The organism is Actinosynnema sp. CA-299493, from assembly GCF_050946825.1.
In the GTDB taxonomy this organism is placed as follows: domain Bacteria; phylum Actinomycetota; class Actinomycetes; order Mycobacteriales; family Pseudonocardiaceae; genus Actinosynnema.
In genome coordinates, this window is record NZ_CP191993.1 from 6769869 (window position 1) to 6788232 (window position 18364).

Genomic DNA, 18364 nt, shown 5'->3' on the forward strand with positions numbered 1-18364 from the left:
CGCCGGGCCGGCCGGGAAGGTCCTCGGGTGGTCAACCGGTGACGACGAAGCGCCAGAACCCGCGCAGCAGTGGTTCCATCGCCGGCGCGCTGCGGGTGACCCACTCTTCCCGCTCCCCCGCCGCCAAGCCGAAGTCGATCACCTCGGCCGCGCCGTCCACGACCTCGTCGGGAGCCTCGGCGTAGTGCTGGACGTAGGCCTGCACCTCGGACGGGACGTCGGCGTCGGCCAACGCTTCGGCGAGCGGCGCGCACACGCCGCACCACAGCAGGAAGTCGGTGCGGGCCAACATCGCTGCCTCGCTCGCGCCGGCGTGCAGCGCGACCCACGAGATGAACTCCGTGAAACGCTTCACCTCCGGTGAGACGGGGGCCACCCGCATGTCATCCGGAACCAGGCCGACCGCTCCGGCCACGTCCGAGACCAGAAATCGACGCGTCTCCAGCAACGTGTCGGCGATGAACACGAAGAAGCTCCCCGGCACCTCGTGGTGGAACCTGGCGACCAGGGTGGCATAGGCGGTGAACTCGGCCTCCTGCGCCTGGAATTCGGCCAGCAGCAGCCGCCTCAACTGCCCGGTGTCCACCTGCTTGACCTTCGCCGCCGCCAGGAGCCCGTTCTCCCGCACGTGCTCGTGAACCGGCACGGTGAAGTTCTCCACCAGTTGCCTGCCACCCATCCCGAACCTCCTTGATCGGATCCCCACCGTATCCGGTATTCGCACCCGACACATCGAACCTTTGCCCTAGTGCCGGACAAGCCGTCTGGAATACGGCGACGACTACCCGTTCAGCGGCTGTCGACCGCTCATAGCGACTACTATTGTTACGGGGCAGTAACTTGACCACGACATGATCGGGACGGGCCCGATGCCATCCCAAGAAGACTTTTACCGAGCCTTGGACAGAGCGCTGGAACTCCAACGACTCGCATCGGACGCCTGGAACCACGTCCACCACTTGCTCGGAACACAACACCAGGACCTCGTGCGCCCGGTGGCGAGCCCGCCGACCGACCTGACGCCGCGGGAGACGCAGGTGGTCACCCTGATGGGCTCCGGCATGTCGAACCGGTCCATCGCCCGCCACCTGCGCATCTCGGAGCGCACCGTGAAATCACACCTGCACAGCATCTTCACCAAGCTGGGGGTCACCACGCGCGGCGAAGCCGCCGCGCACTTGAACAACAGCCCCGTCCCCGGCTGGATGTGCCCGAAGTGCCCGGCCGCGTATCGCCGTGCGGAGGACTACCCGCCAGACCGGATTCGTGAGGACACGCACCGGCCCCTGGACACGGTGACGATTTACGAAGAGTCGCGACAGCTGCCGACAACGAGAAGGGAATAAATTTCCACGAATATTTCCAGCCTTTCCGTCAATGACTCCAGCAGTCGCCAGTCGTTCTGCAAGCGCGACCGGGCCGTGCCCGGTCGCGATGAGAGGTTCTACCGTGGGAATGCGAGAGTCGCAGCGCACCGAGCACGCGGACCGGGTTCGGACCTGGAACGCGACGGCCACCGATTATCCGCGGGACGCGCTCGTCCACGAATTGTTCATCGAACAGGCCCGCGCGACCCCCGATGCGGTCGCCCTGTCACCCCAGGACAGTGACGACCTGGACTACCGCGAGGTCCACCGCCGCATGGAGAACTTCGCCGCGCTGCTCGCCGCCAAGGGAGTCCGGACCGGCGATTCCGTCGCGGTGGCGCTGGAACGCTCGGTGGACGCGTACGTGGCCATCCTCGCCATCCTGCGCACGGGCGCCCGGTGGGTCCCCGTCGCCCCGGACGACCCTCCTGCGCGGATCTCGACCATCTTGGCCGACGCGGGCTGCACGGCGGTGGTCACCGCGGCGGCCCATGGCGACGCGCTACCCGCCGAGGTCACCGCGGTGGACCCCACAGGCACCACGGACACCGCGCCACCGCCGATGCCGGAACTGACCGCGCGAGATCCCGCCTACGTCATGTTCACGTCCGGGTCGACCGGCACGCCCAAAGGGGTCGTAGTGCCGCACCGCGGGATCGTGCGGCTGGTGCGGAACACGGGCCCCCTCGCGTTCGGGCCCGACGACGTCGTGTGCGCGACGGTCAACCCGACCTTCGACATGTCCGTGTTCGAGCTGTTCGGAGCCCTGTTGAACGGCGCACGCCTCGTGATCCCGACCCGGGAGACCGTCCTGTCCGCGCCGGAGCTGGAATCGCTGATGGCACGGGAGCGAGTGACGACGATGTGGCTGGGGTCGGCCCTCTTCCACCAGTTCGTCGCCCAGCGGCCGACGATGTTCCGCGACCTGCGCTGCCTGGTGGCCGGCGGCGACGCGCTCAACCCGAACATCGTCCGCAAGCTCCTGGCGGAGGGCCGGCCGGCGCGGTTCGTCGACGGCTACGGCCCGACCGAGAACTCCGGGTTGAGCACGGCCCACGTGGTGGACGACCTGCCACCGGAAGCCGAGTCGGTGCCGATCGGGCTGCCGATCGACAACTCCACCGCGTACGTGGTCCGCGCGGACGGCTCCCTCGCCGATGTCGGTGAGGAAGGTGAGCTGTGGGTGGGTGGCGACGGCGTGGCGCTCGGTTACCTGGACATGCCGGACCTCACCGCGCAGAGGTTCGTGCCGGACGTGTTCCGGGGCGAGCGGGGAGGAACGCTCTACCGCACCGGTGACGTGGCCCGGTGGCGACCGGACGGCGTGCTGGAATTCCTCGGGCGCCGCGATCGGCAGGTCAAGGTCGACGGCTTCCGGGTGGAGCTGCGGGAGGTCGAGACCGTGCTCGCCGCGCACCACCAGGTGCAGGACGCGGTGGTGGAGGTGCTCGACGAACCCGACGGTGGTCAGCACTTGTGCGGCTGGGTCACGGCGGCCCGCGACACCGGTCCGGAGGAGCTGGTCGCGGCGTTGCGCCGCCACCTGCGTGACCGGTTGTCGACCTACATGGTGCCCAACGACATCAGGGTCGTCGACGCCATGCCGCTCAACTCCAGTGGGAAGGTCGACCGGAATCGGCTGCGGGACCTCGGCGCCCCCGAGCCGCCCGCGGTGGACGAGCAGGACCGACCGGAGGAGGGCGTCGAGAGCCTGGTGGCGGCGGTGTGGCAACGGGCGTTGGGTGTGTCCGCCGTGCGGCGGCACGACGACTTCTTCGCCTTGGGCGGCCAGTCCGTCCAAGCCGCGCAGGTCGCCGCGGCGGTGAGCGGCCGGGTCGGGATCGCGCCTGACCGCGTCGGGTCGTTGGTGCGCACGCTGTTGACCGATCCGAGCCTGGCGCGGTTCGCGCGGCAGGTGGAAGCCCTGCGATCGGCGGACCGACCCGACGAGGCGGCGGTGGACTTCCGGCAGGAGGCCGAGCTGCCGGAAGGGTTGCGGTTCACCGCGCCACCGGCCGGTGATCCGTCGACTCCCCGGCGGGTCCTGCTCACCGGCGCGACCGGTTTCCTCGGCGTGTTCCTGCTCGACCGCCTGGTCGAGGCCGGAGCGTCCGAGGTGCACTGCCTGGTCCGGGCGCACGACCAGGCCCACGCGCGGCGCAGGCTCGCCGGTCGAGTACGCCGCTACGGCCTCGACCACGACAAGGTCGCGAGCCATGTCGTGCCGCTGCCGGGCGACCTGTCCGAACCGCGCCTCGGGTTGGGCGAAGACGGGTTCGACCGGCTCGCGGAGACCGTGGACACGATCGTCCACAACGGAGCAGCGGTCAACTTCGCCTACCCCTACGAATCGCTGCGGGGCAGCAACGTCGACAGCGTCCGCACGCTGCTCGAACTGGCCGCGTCCCCCCGGCTCAAGACCTTCCACCACATCTCGACCATCTCCGTGCTGACGGGGTACGCCGCCACCGGTGACCGCTACGTCATGGAGGACCAACCGCTCGACTTCCCGGAGAGGCTTTCGCTGGGCTACCTGGAGACGAAGTGGGTCGCCGAGCAGATGGTGCGCGACGCCGCCCGGCGCGGCCTCCCGGTGTCGATCTACCGACCGTCCGAGATCACCGGCACCCGTGACCGCGGCACCTGGAACACCGACACCTTCCTGTGCGCGTGGCTCCGGGCGATCGTCGAAACCGGGACGGCGCCGGACGTCGCCCTGTCACTGGACTTCGTCCCGGTGGACTACACGGCCGAGGCGATCGTCCACATCATCCGCACCGGGCGGCACGAGGGCCGGACGCACAACCTCACCAACCCGCGCACCGCGCCCCTCGACCTGCTGGTGGACCGGCTGCGCCACCGCGGCTACCGGATCCGCCCGATCCCCTACGACCACTGGGTCGCCCACGTGACGAACGACAGCAGGAACGACCCCGGACGCCCGATGACCCCCTACCTCCAGATGTTCAACACCAGCGCGGCGGACGGCGAGCTCACGGTCGAGGAGATGCAATTCGCCGGGAACTTCCCCGCGTTCAGCCGCACCAACACCCGACGCGCCACCGACGGCGCGGCACCGCACCTGCCCCCGGTCGACGCCGACCTGGTCGACAAGTACCTCGACTACCTGACCGGTTCCGGTTTCCTGCCGCCCGCGCCGAGCCTCGACACGACCCGCCCGCCCACGCCGGACGACCCCACGCCGTCGGGAGGAGGACGAGGCGTCGCACTCGCGGACCTGCTGCTGCCCGACTTGCGCGGGCACGTCGACGCGAGCCCGCTGTACGAGGCGTTGCTGCGGGACGACCTCGATCCCGATCGGGTCCGCCGCGTCATCACCCGCGAAGTGCACCAGCGCCGGACCGAGGTGGACGCTCTCACCCGGCTGTCGCGCAGGTTCCGCGGCACTCCCGCCGGCACGCTGTTCGGCGGTCTGGCCGAAGCGGCCGACGGCCTGCTGGCCGACGCACGTGCGGCCGACGAAGCTCTGGACGCCCCGGCACAGGAGAAGATCTCGGCCCACACGGACCTCTCCGAGTTCCTCACCGCACTGGCCTCCGACGCAGAACCCGGCGCCGCCGCGGCGGCGGTGCGAAGCGCGTCGGTGCTGCACTCGGCGGTCTGCGCTGAGCTCGGCCACGCGCTGCGCCGCGCCGCCACGACCGCTGCCGAGCCGGTGCTGCGCTACTTCGACGAGTCGCGTCAAGCCGCTTCCCGGTCGTTCGCGGCCTTCGGAGACGTGATCGTCCAGGCCGTGGATGAGGGCGAGGACGCCGACGTGATCACCCGGACGGCGAAGAGAGTGGATCCGCTCCTGCACGCGTACTGGGCCACCGACACCGGTTGATGCTCCGGGGCGGGAGACCCCGGCAACGGCAACCGCGAAACGCACCACCGATCGAGGAGCCACCATGACAGCACACACCGCGGCAGCTGATCTCGCCGGACGGCTCGGCACCCTCCGCGAGGAGGAACCGATCGGCAACGCCGTCCTGGACAAGGTCAACGACGGCAGCGTCACCGAGAGCGACCTGCACGGGATGGTCCTGACGGAACTCCAAGCGCACCAAGCGGAGCTGGTGGCCTACGGGATCGGGCTGGCGAGGTACCCGCACATGCCGGCGACCGCGTTCTTCACGCAGATCACCGAACTGGTCGCCAACGCCACGCCCAAGCTCGAAGCGTGCGCCCGTGCGTTCGGGTTCAGCGACGCCGACCTGCGACGCCGGGAGCCGGACCCGAGGATCTACGCGTTCGGCGGCTGCCTGTCGTGGATCGCGGTGACCGGCAGCGAGGCGTCGCTGGCGCTGGCCCTGCACACCGACATGACCGTCTACTTCCCGGACTGCCTGGCGATCTCCACCGGGGTCAGGAAGTCGTCCCTCGACGTGCCGGACGAGTTCTTCGACTACTACGAGGGGACGGCGTCGGAGGACCTGCTCTCCCTGGCGCTGGAGGTCGTGGACGATGGTCTCCGCCGGGGCGACGACCCCGACGAGGCCGTCTTCTCGGCCCGGTTGCTGGAGGCCAACATCGGGCAGTTCTGGCGTGCCGCCGCCTCGGCCTGGTCCTGACCGCACGACGCGAGGAGATCGCCATGCGAGTCGGCATCATCGGTGCGGGCATCGCCGGTCTGGTCACCGCCTGGCTGATCGACGAGGCGTGCGCCGCGGTCGTGCTGGAAGCCCGTCCCCGGATCGGGGGGAACGCGCGGTCCGTGACGGGGTGCGTCGACGGCGTGCCCGCCGTGTTCGACCTCGGCACCCAGGAGATCGCGGCGGACGACTCCTCGCCGCACACCGCGCTGCTGAGCGCTGTCGGCGTTGACGAGCGGCACGTGGTCGACGTCCCGTCCTCGCACACGTTCTCCACGGACGGGGACGCTTCCCCGCTGCTGGTGGACGACCACCCCGGACGACCCGCCCACGTGGGCCGTGGTCGGTGGTGGGAACACGTGCGGTCGTTCCTCGACGGCGTGGGGGAGCTGCCGGACTGGGACGTCCCCTTCGGCGCGGTGCCGGCACTGCGGTCGCTACCACCCGCGGTGCGGGATCACGTCCTCTGCGCACTGCCGGCCGGCCTGTTCGGGTGCCCCGTGGCGGAGGTGCCCGGACTGTCGGCCCGCGTGGTCCTGACCTACCTGTCGGCCGTCGCGAACGACACGGCACCGCACGTGCGCCTCTTGCGCGGCGGCATGGAAAGCCTCGCCTGGGCGCTCGCCTCGAAGCTGACGACCGCCGAGATCAGGACCGAGGCGGTGGTCGACCGCGTCGAACGCACCGGCGACGGGTACGTGCTCGTCGATGCCGCGGGCCGCCGCTGCGCGGTGGAGCAACTCGTGCTCGCCGTGCCGCCACCGACCGCCGTGCGCCTGCTGCCCGCGTCGATGACCGGGCCCGGCACGCCGTTGCACGTGTTGCGACGGTTCACCTACCGGCAGCTGCGCTACGCCCTGCACCTGGACCCCGCCTACGTGCCGACCGACCGCTCGCTGTGGTCGACCCAGAACCTGGTCAGCCACGACGGCTGGGCGGAGACGAGCACCTGGTGCGGGCCCTCCCACGGCGTCGACGTCTTCAAGAGCCAGATCACCCACCGCGCCACCCCGCCACGACGCGTCCTGGCGGCGAGCACCTTCCAAGCCCTGTCACCCACCACCGACGTGATCGACGCGCAACGGGCGCTGACGGACCTGCAGGGACTCGGCGGCCTGCACTTCGCCGGCCACCACACCACCGGGCTGGGCGACCAGGAAAGCACGATCGCCTCGGCCGCCGCGGTGGCTCGCCGCATCGCGCCGAACAGCACCCGCCTGCGCCATCTGCCCGCACCGTGACCCGCTGGAGGACCTCATGCCAGTCACCGATCCCCGAACTCTCGTCGACCTGCTCATCCCGTGCGTCGACGTGTCCGCCGGGCGCTCCACGGAGCCCACCGGCGTCCCCGGCGTGCGGGACCAGTGGGATCCGGTCGAGTTGGTCGGGCGCTACGCCGATGCGGGCGTGCGACGGGTCCTGCTCGACGTGGTGGACACGTGGGACCAGGCCGACGACGCGATGCGGGTCATCGCCGGCGCGGCGCCCCTGGTCGAAGTCCTGGTGTCGCTGCACGACGGTCGCATCCCCTCGGTCGAGGACTGCGGGCGCCTGCTGGACGCCGGGGCGACCGCGGTGTCGGTCAGCACGAGCGTGATCACCGACCCGGACACCGTCGCGGCCGCCGTCGCGCGCTTCGGACCCGACCGGGTGGTGGGCACGGTCAACGCCCGGTACCGGTCCGGCGGGCAGGACGGCTGGACGGTCTACGTCGAAGGCGGTGACGAGGCGACCGGGATCGACGTCGTCTCCTTCGGGCGGACCCTGACCGGACTCGGGTGCGGGATGGTGATCGCCAACTGCGCCGACCGGGAAGGCACCGGGCGAGGCTTCGACCACGCCCTCACCCGCGCCTTGGTCGAGGCCACCGGACTCCCCGTGGTCGCCTCCGGCGGCAGCCGGACCGTCGAGGACCTGCACCAGGGCATCGCGGAAGGCGGCGCGTCCTACGTGCTGGCCAACAAGATGTTCCACTCGGGCAGCGTCACGATCGAGGACGTCCGCCGCGTTCCCCTGCCCGACGGGCGGTGACCCGTGCGCAGCGTCGTCTTCTTCCGGTACGGGCCCGCGTCCCGGGTCGTCACGCTGGAGGACCGTCCCCGGCCCCGGCCTGGCGCCGGTGAGGTGCTGGTGAGGGTCCGTGCCCGCCCGGTCAACCCGTCCGACGAGCTGTTCATCGAGGGGCGCTACGGCCGCCGTCCCACGCTGCCCACCGTGCCGGGGTTCGAAGGCGTGGGCACCGTCGAGGAGACGACGACCGGCGGTGGCCTCGCCGTCGGCCAACGCGTGGCCCTGTCCTCTCAAGGCACCTGGCAGGAGTACGTCGCGGTGCCGGAGACCGACGTCGTCCCGGTACCCGACCGGCTGGCGGACCCGGTGGCCTGCCAACTCACCGTCAACCCCCTCACCGCACTCCTGCTGACCCGTCAACTCGCGCTGCGCGGCGGAGACTGGTTGCTGATCACCGCGGCCGGGTCCGCGCTGTCCCGCATGGTCCTGCACCTGGCGCACCGCATCGGCGTCCGGTGCGTCTGCGTCGTCCGCGACGGCGACCACGACGACCTGACCCGCGCCGGAGCGACCGCCGTGGTCAACACCGCCACCGACGACCTGGTCGGCCGCGTGCGCGAGTTGACCGGTGGGCAAGGCGTCCACGCGGTGCTCGACGTCGTCGGCGGGGAGCCGGGCAGCACCGCCCTCCGCTGCCTCCGCGACGGTGGCCAGGCCGTCGTGCTCGGCATGTTCGACGGCGGCGCGATCACCGTCGAACCCCACGCCCTGGTGTTCGGCGACGTGACCGTCCGCGGCTTCTGGCTACCCCACCAGCTCTCCCGGCAGACCGCCGAGGTCCGTGCCGAGCTGACCGAACGCGCCCTCGACCTGCTGGGCACAGCCGACTTCGCCGCACCCATCGCCGCCGCCTACGACTTGGACGACGTCATCACCGCACTGGACCACGTCCACCGACCTGGCCGCCGGGGCAAGGTGATCCTCACCGGCTGACCCACCTGGCCACGTGCCCGACAGTTCCTTTTCCCACCACAGCGCCGGCTTCTCAGCGACCTGGGCACCGACCGGCCGGCCCGGCTCAAGGCCGGTGCCGCTCCACTGACACCCGCCGGCGAGATCGCTTCGCACCCCGGCGTGCCACGCGGAGCGGCCGGTCAGGTCTTCTGGAACGCGCTGTTCCCGGGGCGCACCGCGTGTTCACCAGGTCCTGCGCCGCCAATGACTTCCGAGGGGGCACAGGTCAGCTCACGGTGAAGTCGGTGGAGGCGCTGCCGGTCTGCCCGGCGTCGGTGACGACGTCGACCTGGAGTCGGTAACGGCCCGGCATGTCGAGCGAGTCGTTGAAGTTGAACATGGTGATGCCGCCGGACGTGCACCTGCCATTTCGGATCTTCTGCACCACGGCGTCCTCACGGGTCAGCACCCAGGAGGGGTAGCAGCCGGAGCTGAGTTGACCGACATCGTCGTAGACGTCGACGTTCGCGCCCGGTGTGGCTCCCGCACGGTATTCCGACGGGCCGATCTTGCCGCCCGACCCCATCTTGATGGTGATCACCAGCGCTCCGGCCCGGGTCGGCCGGGCGGCCGTCGTGGTGGGCCCGGGAGCCGGTGGCCGGGTCGTGGTCACCACCGGAGGGGGATCGGCGATCGTGACGGCAGGCTGTTCCCGGGTTTCCGACACCGTGGCCGTCGGCGGCACGGTCGGGGTGTCCTGCCGCTCGGGAGACCGGGCGATCGTGGTCTGGGTCGACTCACCCGCTCCGACGAAGCGCTCGACGAACGACAAGGCCCCGTCGAGGTTGGCCGCGCCGACCACCAAAGCCCCCACGACTGCACCAGCCGCGCCCAACTTGCCGTACTTGGCCCAACGGTCGCTTGCGGTTGTCGGCGTACGCCCCAGTGTGCACAGGTAAGTACGGGATGCCGTGCACATCAGCGGCGACCAGCGCAAGGGTGCTGACCGACGTCAAGTTCATCGAGCCTATGGACGCTGGCGGCCGTAGTGGCCAAGCCGGCACGCGAGCGCGCTCTGCGGCATGCGCGGATATTCTGCGTTTCCCGACAACGCCGACCCACCCCGGTCGCACTAATCAGCCAAACCCGCCAACAGTCCCATGTCGCTGACCACGCACTATTGGGGCGGGCGAAGTTTGCCAGGAAAAAGATACTTAGTCATCCTACCTAGCAGATTCGAGACTGCAGGTCCACTACCCTCCTCCCCTTCCGGAGCGTTTACTTGCCCAGAAGGCGTCGGGACTGACTGTTCGGATCCGGCGACCGACTTCGGTTTCTGAGCAGAGGCAGCCGATCGTGCGACGATGTCCTTGATGAGCCTGTCGATCTCGTGCTGATAGTCGACCAGCAAAGACTTGCGCAATTCATCGCGCACACGGGGGTCAAAACTCTCGTACTCGGCCAGTACCGCGGTTTTGTAACGCTCCGCGGAAGTGCTGAACAAATCGACATCGGCTCGGCCGATATGGCCCGCACGCACCATTTCCAGAATTCGACGTCCCGCCGGTTCCTCTATCTGCGTCCGGATCAGCGCCTCCAACTCGGCACGGTCACTCATCCTCGCTCCAGCCTGTCCTGCTCAATCTCGGCTTCGGCCACAATCTCCGAAATGCGCATGTCAACTCTAACCTCTTGACGAATGAGTGCGGCCTTGCGCTCCAAACCGGCAGCCAGTTGGGCAATTTTAGCCGCCTTGCCCGCCTCAGCAACCCCGCCACCGGCTGGATTTTGTTTCTCTACTTCGCCCATCGCGAGACTCCCATCTCGAACCGGATCATTGATCCCGCAATTTACCCATCTCGTGCTTTAGATCGCTAAGCAGGTTCTCCTCCAGCAGTCTCCGCACCTCCGGATGCCAGGAGTGATCGGCCTGAACAAGCAGAAGGTAGTCATTAAACCGTTTCGCGGTAACTATGTTCAGCTCGCACCGCTTGGCTACCCTGGCGTCCTGCATCTGCACTTCGACTTGTATTCTAAGCTTATTCACGGTCATGATCACTCCGCGCACCACGGCCGCAGCCGGGTAGTGGAGCGCATGCATCACCGCTTCGACCACCAATGCGCCAATATCTCGACCGGACGACATTAAGCCATCTTGGCCCCGCAAGGTAAAAGGCACCCGCGACCCGGCCGGTTCGATCGAATTACCCACTGACCTCACACCTCACTGATTCGGTCATACGTCCGCGACCACGAAACCGATCACTGCGAGCACGCCGACGCAGAACGCTGTCAGCAACGTCAGCCAGAAGCCTTGGAGTACCGAACTGATCAGCAGTCCGAATCCAACATCGACAAGGAACAACTCGACCTCACTGTCCATGTCGCCGTGGCGCGCCTTGCGCTGCCTGCCAAGCAACGCGCGCACCGGATACGACAAGATCTGGCGAACCGTCCGCAGAAACCCCTCTTCGCCCGACAATGCCTGAAATCCAGATATCAGTAGCCATCGGAAGAGTGGAACGAGCAAGAACTTCGCGCCACCGATACTCAGGCACAGGAGTAACAGCGCCAACAACGCCGAGCCCAGGAACTCGAAAATCGTCAACCTCCCGCATCGCACATTGGTGAAGGGTCACCACGCCTTCGGCGGGCACTTACCAACAGATCGGCCGGTATCGCGTCAGCGTTACGGACTCCACAGGCGGCAGGACGACCACCATGCAGTCTCCGCGCGTCCATCGGCTCGCTGGAAGCCGCTCATCGACAGATGAGGGACGTTCACCTGATGGGTCGACGACGGAAATGCCACCGACCCATCAGGGCAAGTACTGGACGTGCCAGAACACCAGGACGAACTTGCCCGTGCCTGGGGGACCACCTGGTGCTCGTGTGCACGTTCATCCGTACCGGGCTGGGCACGTTGACCTGTACGCCGACAGCGGTCGACATGCGGCTCTGCACTTCCTCGGGGTAGGCGCTGTCGAAGGCTCTATCGACCGGAAGGGCCAAAAGGTTTCGGCGCGTCCGCTTCACACGGCCCAGCATTTTATGAGTTCTACTCGACTATCACGGGTCGCCGGCACTGCGGCGAGTCGTTCAACTACCAGCAGTAGCACTTGCAGCACGGGGTTGCACAGGTACGAGTCGTGACTCCATCCACGTCATCACGCTCACATCATGAGTTTCAGCGGCCGCCCAGGTGGGTACCCAGCCCCCGGTGGCATGCCCGCTACCCACGATCCACAGAGATGCCGACGCCGATCCGACACCGCGCCTCAGTGGACGCAGCAGGCATGGACGCTCCACAAAGGACCGGCGCCAACCCGTACGTGGTCGAGGTTGTGGGTCGGGCACGGCCGTGTCCCAGGCGCTAAGCCGTCGCACAGCCCGGTACGTCCCCGCATTATCATCGGCACCACAGACTTCGGGAACGGATTACACGATGACGGCGGCACCAGACCAGCACTTTCTCGCCGCAGAGACCGCGGTCGCCGGACAGGCGGCCGAGGAGGACCTGCGCGTCTTGTTCGGGCAGTCCATCGCCGTGTACGCCTCGTTGGCGGGGCCGGGGCACGTGGTGGAGACGGCGAACCCGGCGTTCTTCGCCGCCATCGGCGAGCACCGGGCGCGCACCGGCGTCCCGCTGGCGGAGTTGATGCCCGAACTGGCCGGCCAAGGCTTCATCGCCCTGCTCGACGAGGTCTACCGCACCGGTGAGTCCTACACCGGACGCGACGTGCGGGTCGTGCTCGACACCGGGCCGCACGCGCGGGACGCGTTCTTCGACTTCACCTACGAGCCGCGGCGCGACGGCGAGGGCAACGTCGTCGGGATCCGGGTGATCGGGGTGGAGACCACCCAGGTCAAGCACGCGCAGCACCTGATGGCCGAGCACCGCGCCCTGCTGGAGCAGATCGCCCGGCAGGCGCCCCTGGACGAGGTCCTCGACGGGATGGCCCGCTGCATCGAAGAGCTGGCCCCGGAGGAAGTGCTCGTCTCCGTCCTGCTCGCCGATCCCGACGGCCTGCACCTGCGCCACGGTGCCGCGCCCAGCCTGCCCGACTTCTACAACCAGGCCATCGACGGGATCGCCACCGGCGAGGGCGTCGGCTCGTGCGGCACGGCCGCCCACCGGCGGGAACCGGTCATCGTCACCGACATCGCCACCGACCCGTTCTGGGACGACTTCCGGGACCTGGCCGACCGGGCGGGACTGGCCGCCTGCTGGTCCACGCCGATCCTGGCCCGCGACGGGAGCCTGCTGGGCACCTTCGCCATGTACCACCGAGCCGCCCGGGCCCCGCAGGACGTCGACCTCGCACTGGCCCGGATCTTCGCCGGCACCGCGGCCCTGGCCATCGAACGCCACCACGGCGAGCAGGCACGACGCGACGCCGAGACCCGCGCCGAAGCGGCCCACGCGGAGCTGGCCAAGGCGATGCGCGCGGAGCAGAAGCTGCGCGCCGAAGCCGAGCAGCGCGCCGAAGCCGCCGCGGAACTGGCCGACCGGATGCGCGACGCCACAGCCGCGCAGGCCGCCGTGCCACACCCCCGGCAGTGCGGGCTCGGCGGCGCGGACGGGTGCCCCGAACCGGCCGAGCTCAAGGTCGCCGACGCCTGGGGCGACGCGGCATGGGGCTGCCACGACCACGCCGAGGAAGCCCTCCTCACCGTGCGGTCGGCCTTCATCGCCAGCGAAGAACTCGGCGGCCTGGCCGCCTACATCGACCGCCGACCCGCCCGAGCACGGCACAAGGGACAGCCCCACACCGATTGAGCTTCAGGCGGAAGCCGGGCGTCGGCGCTACGGCCGCAGAGCCTGCGTCACAGGTCTTCGAGCCCGCGAACGGGAGTCAGCTCGGTGAGCCCCGAGGTGGTCAGGACGGGCTCCAGGAGGGGGTTGGCGGCGAGTTCGATGTGGTCCGCGTAGGAGAACAGGACGCTCAGGCCGGCGCTGTCGAGGTAGTCGACCTCGGTGAGGTCCACCAGCAGTCGCCCCCGGGCACCGTCGGAAGCAGCGGCCAGGGCCGCGGCGAAGGCATCGCTGTTGCTCATGTCGATCTCGCCGACGGCCTTGAGGACCGCGGTTCCGTCCGGGCCGCGGTCGGTGGTGAGGGTCAGCGGTGTGGTGCTCATCAGGTGATCCTCGTGTGCATCTCGACGGTCGTGCCGGCCGGGCCGCGGGTGATGGTGACGTCCCGCATGGTCGCGCGCATCAGGTCCACGCCGCGTCCGCGGTGCGGGTTGGCCTGTGGCTGGGGTGTCTTCCAGCGGCCGTTGTCCACCACCGTCAGGTACAGGTCGTCGACCAGCACCTCGGCCCGCAGCCGGACGGCGTCGGCCGGCTCGTCCCGGTAGCCGTGCTCGATGGAGTTGGCGCAGGCCTCACCGGCGGCGAGCAGCACGCTCTGCACGGTCCGAGGGGGCAGTCCGCACTGGTTCAGCCAGGTGCGCAGGGTGTCGCGGACCGGAGCGAGCTGACCGGTTTCCGCCGTGAAGGTCAGCTCCAGGGGAGCGGGGTGGCGGTACAGCAGGAGGGCGACGTCGTCCTCGTACCCCCCGGCCGGCGCCAATCGGTCCATCACCCGGGTGGCGAGGTCGTCGAGCGGGGCGTCGCGGCCGGCCTGGACGGCTTCACCCGCCTCGTCGATGCCCTCGGTCAACGGGCGGCGCCGCCGCTCGACCAGCCCGTCGGTGTACATCAGGAGAGTGGCGCGGGGTGGCAGGACGCACTCCGCCTCGGGACGTTCGCGACCGGGCCGCACGGCGAGCGGGGTCGACCGCCCCTCCTCCAGCAGGCGCGTGGCGCCGTCCGCTTCGGTGAGGATGGCGGGTGGGTGTCCGGCGCTGGAGTAGACCAAGCGACCGGTCTCCGGGTCCAGGACGCCGCAGAACACGGTGGTGCACAACGCGCCGGGCAGGGCGGCGGCGAAGTGGTCCAGGGCCATGAGCGTGCGCGCCGGGCCGATCTGCTGCAGCAGCAGCGCCCGGCAGGCGCTGCGCAACTGGCCCATGATGGCGGCGGCTTCCAGGCCGCGGCCGACGCAGTCGCCGACGACGATGCCGATGTGGCCGTCGGGCAGGACGACGGTGTCGTACCAGTCACCGCCGATCCCCAAGGGGCGTACCGCGGGTTCGTAGCGCACGGCGAAGCCGTCGGGCAGTCGGGACGGGCCGAGGATGGCGCGTTGCAGCGCCAGGGCGGTTTCGCGTTGCTGGTCGATCTGGTGGGCGCGGCTCAGTCCCTGGGCGAGGTGCCCGGCGAGCAGGGACAGCAGCAGCTGGTCCTGCTCGGTGAAGGGGCGGTGGTCGTCCAGGTCGAGCCAGAGCACCATGGTGCCCTCGGGGTGTTCCAGGCTGATCCCGGCGCCGTGGGTGGTCGGGCTCAACGCGGGGCGCTCGCGCAGCGCGGTGAGGGCCTCGCGACGGTCTTCGGTCAGGTCTTCCCAGGACAGGTCCGGGTCCGTGCTCGTCAGGGTGGACTTGCCGTGGTCGGTGAACACGACGGCCACGGCGCGCCGGGCGTGCCACAGGTCTTCGAACTCCCGCAAGGCTCCGGCCAGGGCTTCGGGGAGGCTGGCGGCCTGGGACAGACGCATGCTCAACGCCGCCAGGGCGGTCTCGCGCTGGATGGCGTAGTGCTCGGCGGTGACGTCGCGGAAGGTGCCCACGATGACGGTGCGACCGGTGTCGGGGTCCTGGGCGGGGTTGAACATGACGCTGACCCACAGCGGGTGCCCGTCGCGGTGCGTCACCGGGATGGTGCAGCTGCCCTGGTCGCGGCCGAGCAGACCGGCGAAGGCGTCGGCGACCTGCCGGTGGGCTTCGGGATCGGTGTCGGCGTCGGGCAACCAGGGGTGGGTCGGGGCGTAGGGCAGGCCCTCGGGTCCGAAGCCGAGGATGTCGGTGAACGCGGCGTTGGTCTCCACGACCGTGCCGTCCTCGTCGCAGACGAAGAACGCCTCCTGGAGGGAGTCGATCAGCGCGGTGCGCCAGCGGGCCTGGTGGTTGCGCAGCCGCGACAGCTCCACGTTCGCCCGCACGCGGGCCAGCAGCTCGGCGGCGGCGAACGGTTTGACCAGGTAGTCGTCCGCGCCTGCCCGCAACCCCTCGATCGACGCCTCCGGCCCGGCCCGGGCCGACAGCAGCAGCACCGGCACCGCCGCCGTGCGGTGATCGGCCCGCAGCGCGGCCACCAGGTACAGGCCGTCCAGGCGGGGCATCATCACATCGCTGACGACCAGGTCCGGGGCGTGGCTCCGGACGGCGTCGAGGGCTTCCGCACCGTCGACGACGGCTCGGACCTCGTACCCGGCGCCCGACAGGAGCCGGGTGAGGTACTCCCTCATGTCGGCGTTGTCGTCGGCGACCAGCACCCTCGTGGGCACGGTGGGACCGGGTGCGCTCGGACCGCCGATGTCCGACCCCACGACGTCCGCGCCACCCTCGTCGGGCAGCCAGCGCAGGGCCTCCTGCACGTACGGGTCGGCCGCCGTGGACGCCGCCGTGGACGGTGCGCCGCTGGGCGCCAGGGCGTCGGCCGGCAGGTGGGCGGAGCCGAACGGCAGCCTGATGGTGAAGCGGGTGCCCTCCCCCACCGCGCTGTCGGCGGTGATCGTGCCGCCGTGCACGCCCACCAGCTCCCGCACCAGGGCCAGCCCGATGCCGCTGCCCTCGTTGGACCGGGCGCGGACGTTCTCGATGCGGTGGAAGCGCTCGAACAACCGAGGGATCTCCTCGGGCGCCACGCCGATGCCGGTGTCCGCGACAGTGACCACGGCCTCGCCGTCACCGGCGCGGACGGACACCGCGACCGAGCCCTCGAAGGTGAACTTCAGCGCATTGCTGAGCAGGTTGAGAACCACCTTCTCCCACATGCCGCCATCGAGGTACACCGGTTCGGGCAGCGGTGGGCAGTCCACCTCGAACGCCAACCCGGCCTTCTGGATCGCGGAGCGGAAGACGCTGGCCAGGTCCGCGGTGACGACGGCCAGGTCGACCGGCGCGTAGGCGGCCTGCATCCGGCCTGCCTCGATGCGCGAGAAGTCGAGCAGCTGGTTGACCAGCTTGCCCAGCCGCAGCCCGTTGCGGTGCACGACGTCGAGCTCTTCGCGCGCCCGCGGGTCGGACTCCGCCAACCGGTCGCGCAGCTCCTGCACCGGCCCCATGATCAGGGTCAGCGGGGTGCGGAACTCGTGGCTGACGTTGGAGAAGAACGCGGTCTTGGCCCGGTCCAGCTCGGCCAGCTCCTCGGCCCGGCGCTGCTGGGCCTGGTAGCTGCGGGCGCTCGCGATACCGGCCGCCACGTGCCCGGCGACCAGGTCCACGAAGCCCCGGTAGCCCTCGTCCAGCGGCCGGTAGCGGTTCAACCCGGCCACCACGAACCCGTACGGCGTGCCGCCCTGCTGCTGCAACGGCGCCAGCAGCGCCCTGGTGGGAGGCTGCGGCCAGTCACCGCCCGGCAGCCCGGCGAACGCGGGTCCGTCGAGTTCCACCAGCGCGGAGTCACCCCGGGCAGCCGCCGCCACGGGCCACACCGCGGCCGGGTCGTCCACCGCCAACTCCGCCGGCGCGGCCGGGTGCCCGGCCGCGATCCTGGTCGCACCCGCCAGGTGCGCGCCGCCGTCGTCGTCGAACAGGTAGGTCAACGTGAAGGGCAGGTCCCGCAGGTTGCGGGCCAGCTGCCGGCAGGAGAAGGCCAGCGTCTCCTGCTCGGTGCGCACGACGCTGGGATCCGAACCGAGGTCCCGCAGGGTCGCCATCCGCCGCTCGCCGATGACCCTCTCGGTCTCCTCGCTCACCACGCACAACATGCCGACCACGACACCGGCGTCGTCGCGCAGCGGGCTGTAGGAGAACGTGTGGTAGGTCTCCTCGGGGTAACCGGACCGTTCCAGGAACAGCAGCAGCGCCTCGTCCCAGGTCGCCTCCCCCGTGGTCAGCACGGTGTCGATCCGCGGCCCGATGTCACCCCAGATCTCGGCCCACACCTCGCTCGCCGGGCGACCCAGCGCCCACGGGTACTTCCGGCCGAGGGTGTCCCGCCGGTAGGCGGCGTTGCAGAAGAACGTCAGCTCCGGTCCCCACGCCAACCACATGGGGAAACGGGACGACAGCAGGATGCTCACGGCGGTGCGCAGGCTCTGGTGCCACTCGACCGGCGGCCCCAGCGGCGTCGCCGCCCAGTCCACGACGGCGAGATCCCGACCGACCTCGGCGTCAGCGGCGAACACGTCGACCGCGGCGGCCGACGCTCTGTGCCCTGCGTCGTCAGAACCTGCCACTCGATCCTCTTCCTCCACACCGGCCACCGCTGCGACGGCTGTCACCCGGCTCCGCGATCGTCACGAGCCCGGTGACGGGGCTGGCTGGATGATAAGCAATCACGTCGTGGTGGGCGCGCTCCGGACCGGGGGTGCACGTGTCCGACTGCTC

Annotated in this window: 15 protein-coding genes; 7 read left to right on the forward strand and 8 right to left on the reverse strand. The window is 69.9% G+C overall.

Features of this window, described 5'->3' with window-relative positions; all coding sequences use genetic code 11:
• Window positions 1-31 precede the first annotated feature (31 nt).
• Window positions 32-679: a hypothetical protein gene (locus ACQPYE_RS28280; RefSeq protein ID WP_498715689.1), complete on the reverse strand. Its 648-nt coding sequence runs from the start codon at window positions 677-679 to the stop codon at window positions 32-34.
• Between the two features lie 220 nt (window positions 680-899).
• Between ACQPYE_RS28280 and ACQPYE_RS28285 the strand changes: the two genes are divergently transcribed.
• The 6 genes from ACQPYE_RS28285 (at window position 900) to ACQPYE_RS28310 (ending at window position 8965) form a co-directional block, all read left to right on the forward strand.
• Window positions 900-1346: a response regulator transcription factor gene (locus ACQPYE_RS28285; protein ID WP_498715690.1), complete on the forward strand. Its 447-nt coding sequence runs from the start codon at window positions 900-902 to the stop codon at window positions 1344-1346.
• A gap of 109 nt (window positions 1347-1455) precedes the next feature.
• The gene (locus tag ACQPYE_RS28290) at window positions 1456-5214 is read left to right on the forward strand and encodes an amino acid adenylation domain-containing protein (RefSeq protein ID WP_498723004.1); all 3759 of its coding nucleotides are present in this window, start codon (window positions 1456-1458) and stop codon (window positions 5212-5214) included.
• Window positions 5215-5278: 64 nt separating this feature from the next.
• Window positions 5279-5941: a hypothetical protein gene (locus tag ACQPYE_RS28295; protein ID WP_498715692.1), complete on the forward strand. Its 663-nt coding sequence runs from the start codon at window positions 5279-5281 to the stop codon at window positions 5939-5941.
• A 23-nt stretch (window positions 5942-5964) separates the two neighbouring features.
• Window positions 5965-7203 (forward strand): FAD-dependent oxidoreductase, encoded by a 1239-nt coding sequence (locus ACQPYE_RS28300; protein WP_498715693.1) that lies wholly within the window; start codon window positions 5965-5967, stop codon window positions 7201-7203.
• A 16-nt stretch (window positions 7204-7219) separates the two neighbouring features.
• Entirely contained in the window at window positions 7220-7993 is a 774-nt protein-coding gene (locus ACQPYE_RS28305; RefSeq protein ID WP_498715695.1) for a HisA/HisF-related TIM barrel protein, read from the forward strand.
• A gap of 3 nt (window positions 7994-7996) precedes the next feature.
• Entirely contained in the window at window positions 7997-8965 is a 969-nt protein-coding gene (locus ACQPYE_RS28310) for a zinc-dependent alcohol dehydrogenase family protein (RefSeq protein ID WP_498715698.1), read from the forward strand.
• A gap of 247 nt (window positions 8966-9212) precedes the next feature.
• Here the strand turns inward: ACQPYE_RS28310 and ACQPYE_RS28315 are convergent, their stop codons facing one another.
• The 5 genes from ACQPYE_RS28315 to ACQPYE_RS28335 form a co-directional block, all read right to left on the reverse strand.
• Window positions 9213-9923: a hypothetical protein gene (locus tag ACQPYE_RS28315; protein ID WP_498715700.1), complete on the reverse strand. Its 711-nt coding sequence runs from the start codon at window positions 9921-9923 to the stop codon at window positions 9213-9215.
• A 180-nt stretch (window positions 9924-10103) separates the two neighbouring features.
• The gene (locus tag ACQPYE_RS28320) at window positions 10104-10544 is read right to left on the reverse strand and encodes a hypothetical protein (protein WP_498715701.1); all 441 of its coding nucleotides are present in this window, start codon (window positions 10542-10544) and stop codon (window positions 10104-10106) included.
• Window positions 10541-10735 (reverse strand): hypothetical protein, encoded by a 195-nt coding sequence (locus tag ACQPYE_RS28325; protein ID WP_498715702.1) that lies wholly within the window; start codon window positions 10733-10735, stop codon window positions 10541-10543. Before ACQPYE_RS28325 ends, ACQPYE_RS28320 begins: the two co-directional genes overlap by 4 nt.
• 25 nt (window positions 10736-10760) lie before the next feature.
• Window positions 10761-11138 (reverse strand): hypothetical protein, encoded by a 378-nt coding sequence (locus tag ACQPYE_RS28330; RefSeq protein WP_498715705.1) that lies wholly within the window; start codon window positions 11136-11138, stop codon window positions 10761-10763.
• A 24-nt stretch (window positions 11139-11162) separates the two neighbouring features.
• Window positions 11163-11534, reverse strand: coding sequence for a hypothetical protein (locus ACQPYE_RS28335; RefSeq protein ID WP_498715707.1), 372 nt, complete (start codon window positions 11532-11534; stop codon window positions 11163-11165).
• Window positions 11535-12371: 837 nt separating this feature from the next.
• Here ACQPYE_RS28335 and ACQPYE_RS28340 point away from each other — a divergent pair.
• On the forward strand, window positions 12372-13706 hold the full coding sequence (locus ACQPYE_RS28340) for a GAF domain-containing protein (protein WP_498715710.1): 1335 nt from the start codon (window positions 12372-12374) through the stop codon (window positions 13704-13706).
• Between the two features lie 47 nt (window positions 13707-13753).
• Here ACQPYE_RS28340 and ACQPYE_RS28345 read toward each other — a convergent pair whose 3' ends face one another.
• Both ACQPYE_RS28345 and ACQPYE_RS28350 read right to left on the reverse strand, forming a co-directional pair.
• Window positions 13754-14065 carry an STAS domain-containing protein gene (locus tag ACQPYE_RS28345; RefSeq protein WP_498715712.1) on the reverse strand — a complete coding sequence of 104 codons (312 nt, stop codon included), beginning with the start codon at window positions 14063-14065 and terminating at the stop codon, window positions 13754-13756.
• On the reverse strand, window positions 14065-18213 hold the full coding sequence (locus ACQPYE_RS28350; protein WP_498715713.1) for a SpoIIE family protein phosphatase: 4149 nt from the start codon (window positions 18211-18213) through the stop codon (window positions 14065-14067). Before ACQPYE_RS28350 ends, ACQPYE_RS28345 begins: the two co-directional genes overlap by 1 nt.
• Window positions 18214-18364 lie beyond the last annotated feature (151 nt).

Bases quoted from the DNA above. Each gene is read 5' to 3' on its own strand.
- ACQPYE_RS28280 (WP_498715689.1), bottom strand. From the start codon at position 679: ATGGGTGGCAGGCAACTGGTGGAGAACTTCACCGTGCCGGTTCACGAG.
- ACQPYE_RS28290 (WP_498723004.1), top strand. From the start codon at position 1,456: ATGCGAGAGTCGCAGCGCACCGAGCACGCGGACCGGGTTCGGACCTGG.
- ACQPYE_RS28295 (WP_498715692.1), top strand. From the start codon at position 5,279: ATGACAGCACACACCGCGGCAGCTGATCTCGCCGGACGGCTCGGCACC.
- ACQPYE_RS28300 (WP_498715693.1), top strand. From the start codon at position 5,965: ATGCGAGTCGGCATCATCGGTGCGGGCATCGCCGGTCTGGTCACCGCC.
- ACQPYE_RS28305 (WP_498715695.1), top strand. From the start codon at position 7,220: ATGCCAGTCACCGATCCCCGAACTCTCGTCGACCTGCTCATCCCGTGC.
- ACQPYE_RS28320 (WP_498715701.1), bottom strand. From the start codon at position 10,544: ATGAGTGACCGTGCCGAGTTGGAGGCGCTGATCCGGACGCAGATAGAG.
- ACQPYE_RS28325 (WP_498715702.1), bottom strand. From the start codon at position 10,735: ATGGGCGAAGTAGAGAAACAAAATCCAGCCGGTGGCGGGGTTGCTGAG.
- ACQPYE_RS28340 (WP_498715710.1), top strand. From the start codon at position 12,372: ATGACGGCGGCACCAGACCAGCACTTTCTCGCCGCAGAGACCGCGGTC.
- ACQPYE_RS28345 (WP_498715712.1), bottom strand. From the start codon at position 14,065: ATGAGCACCACACCGCTGACCCTCACCACCGACCGCGGCCCGGACGGA.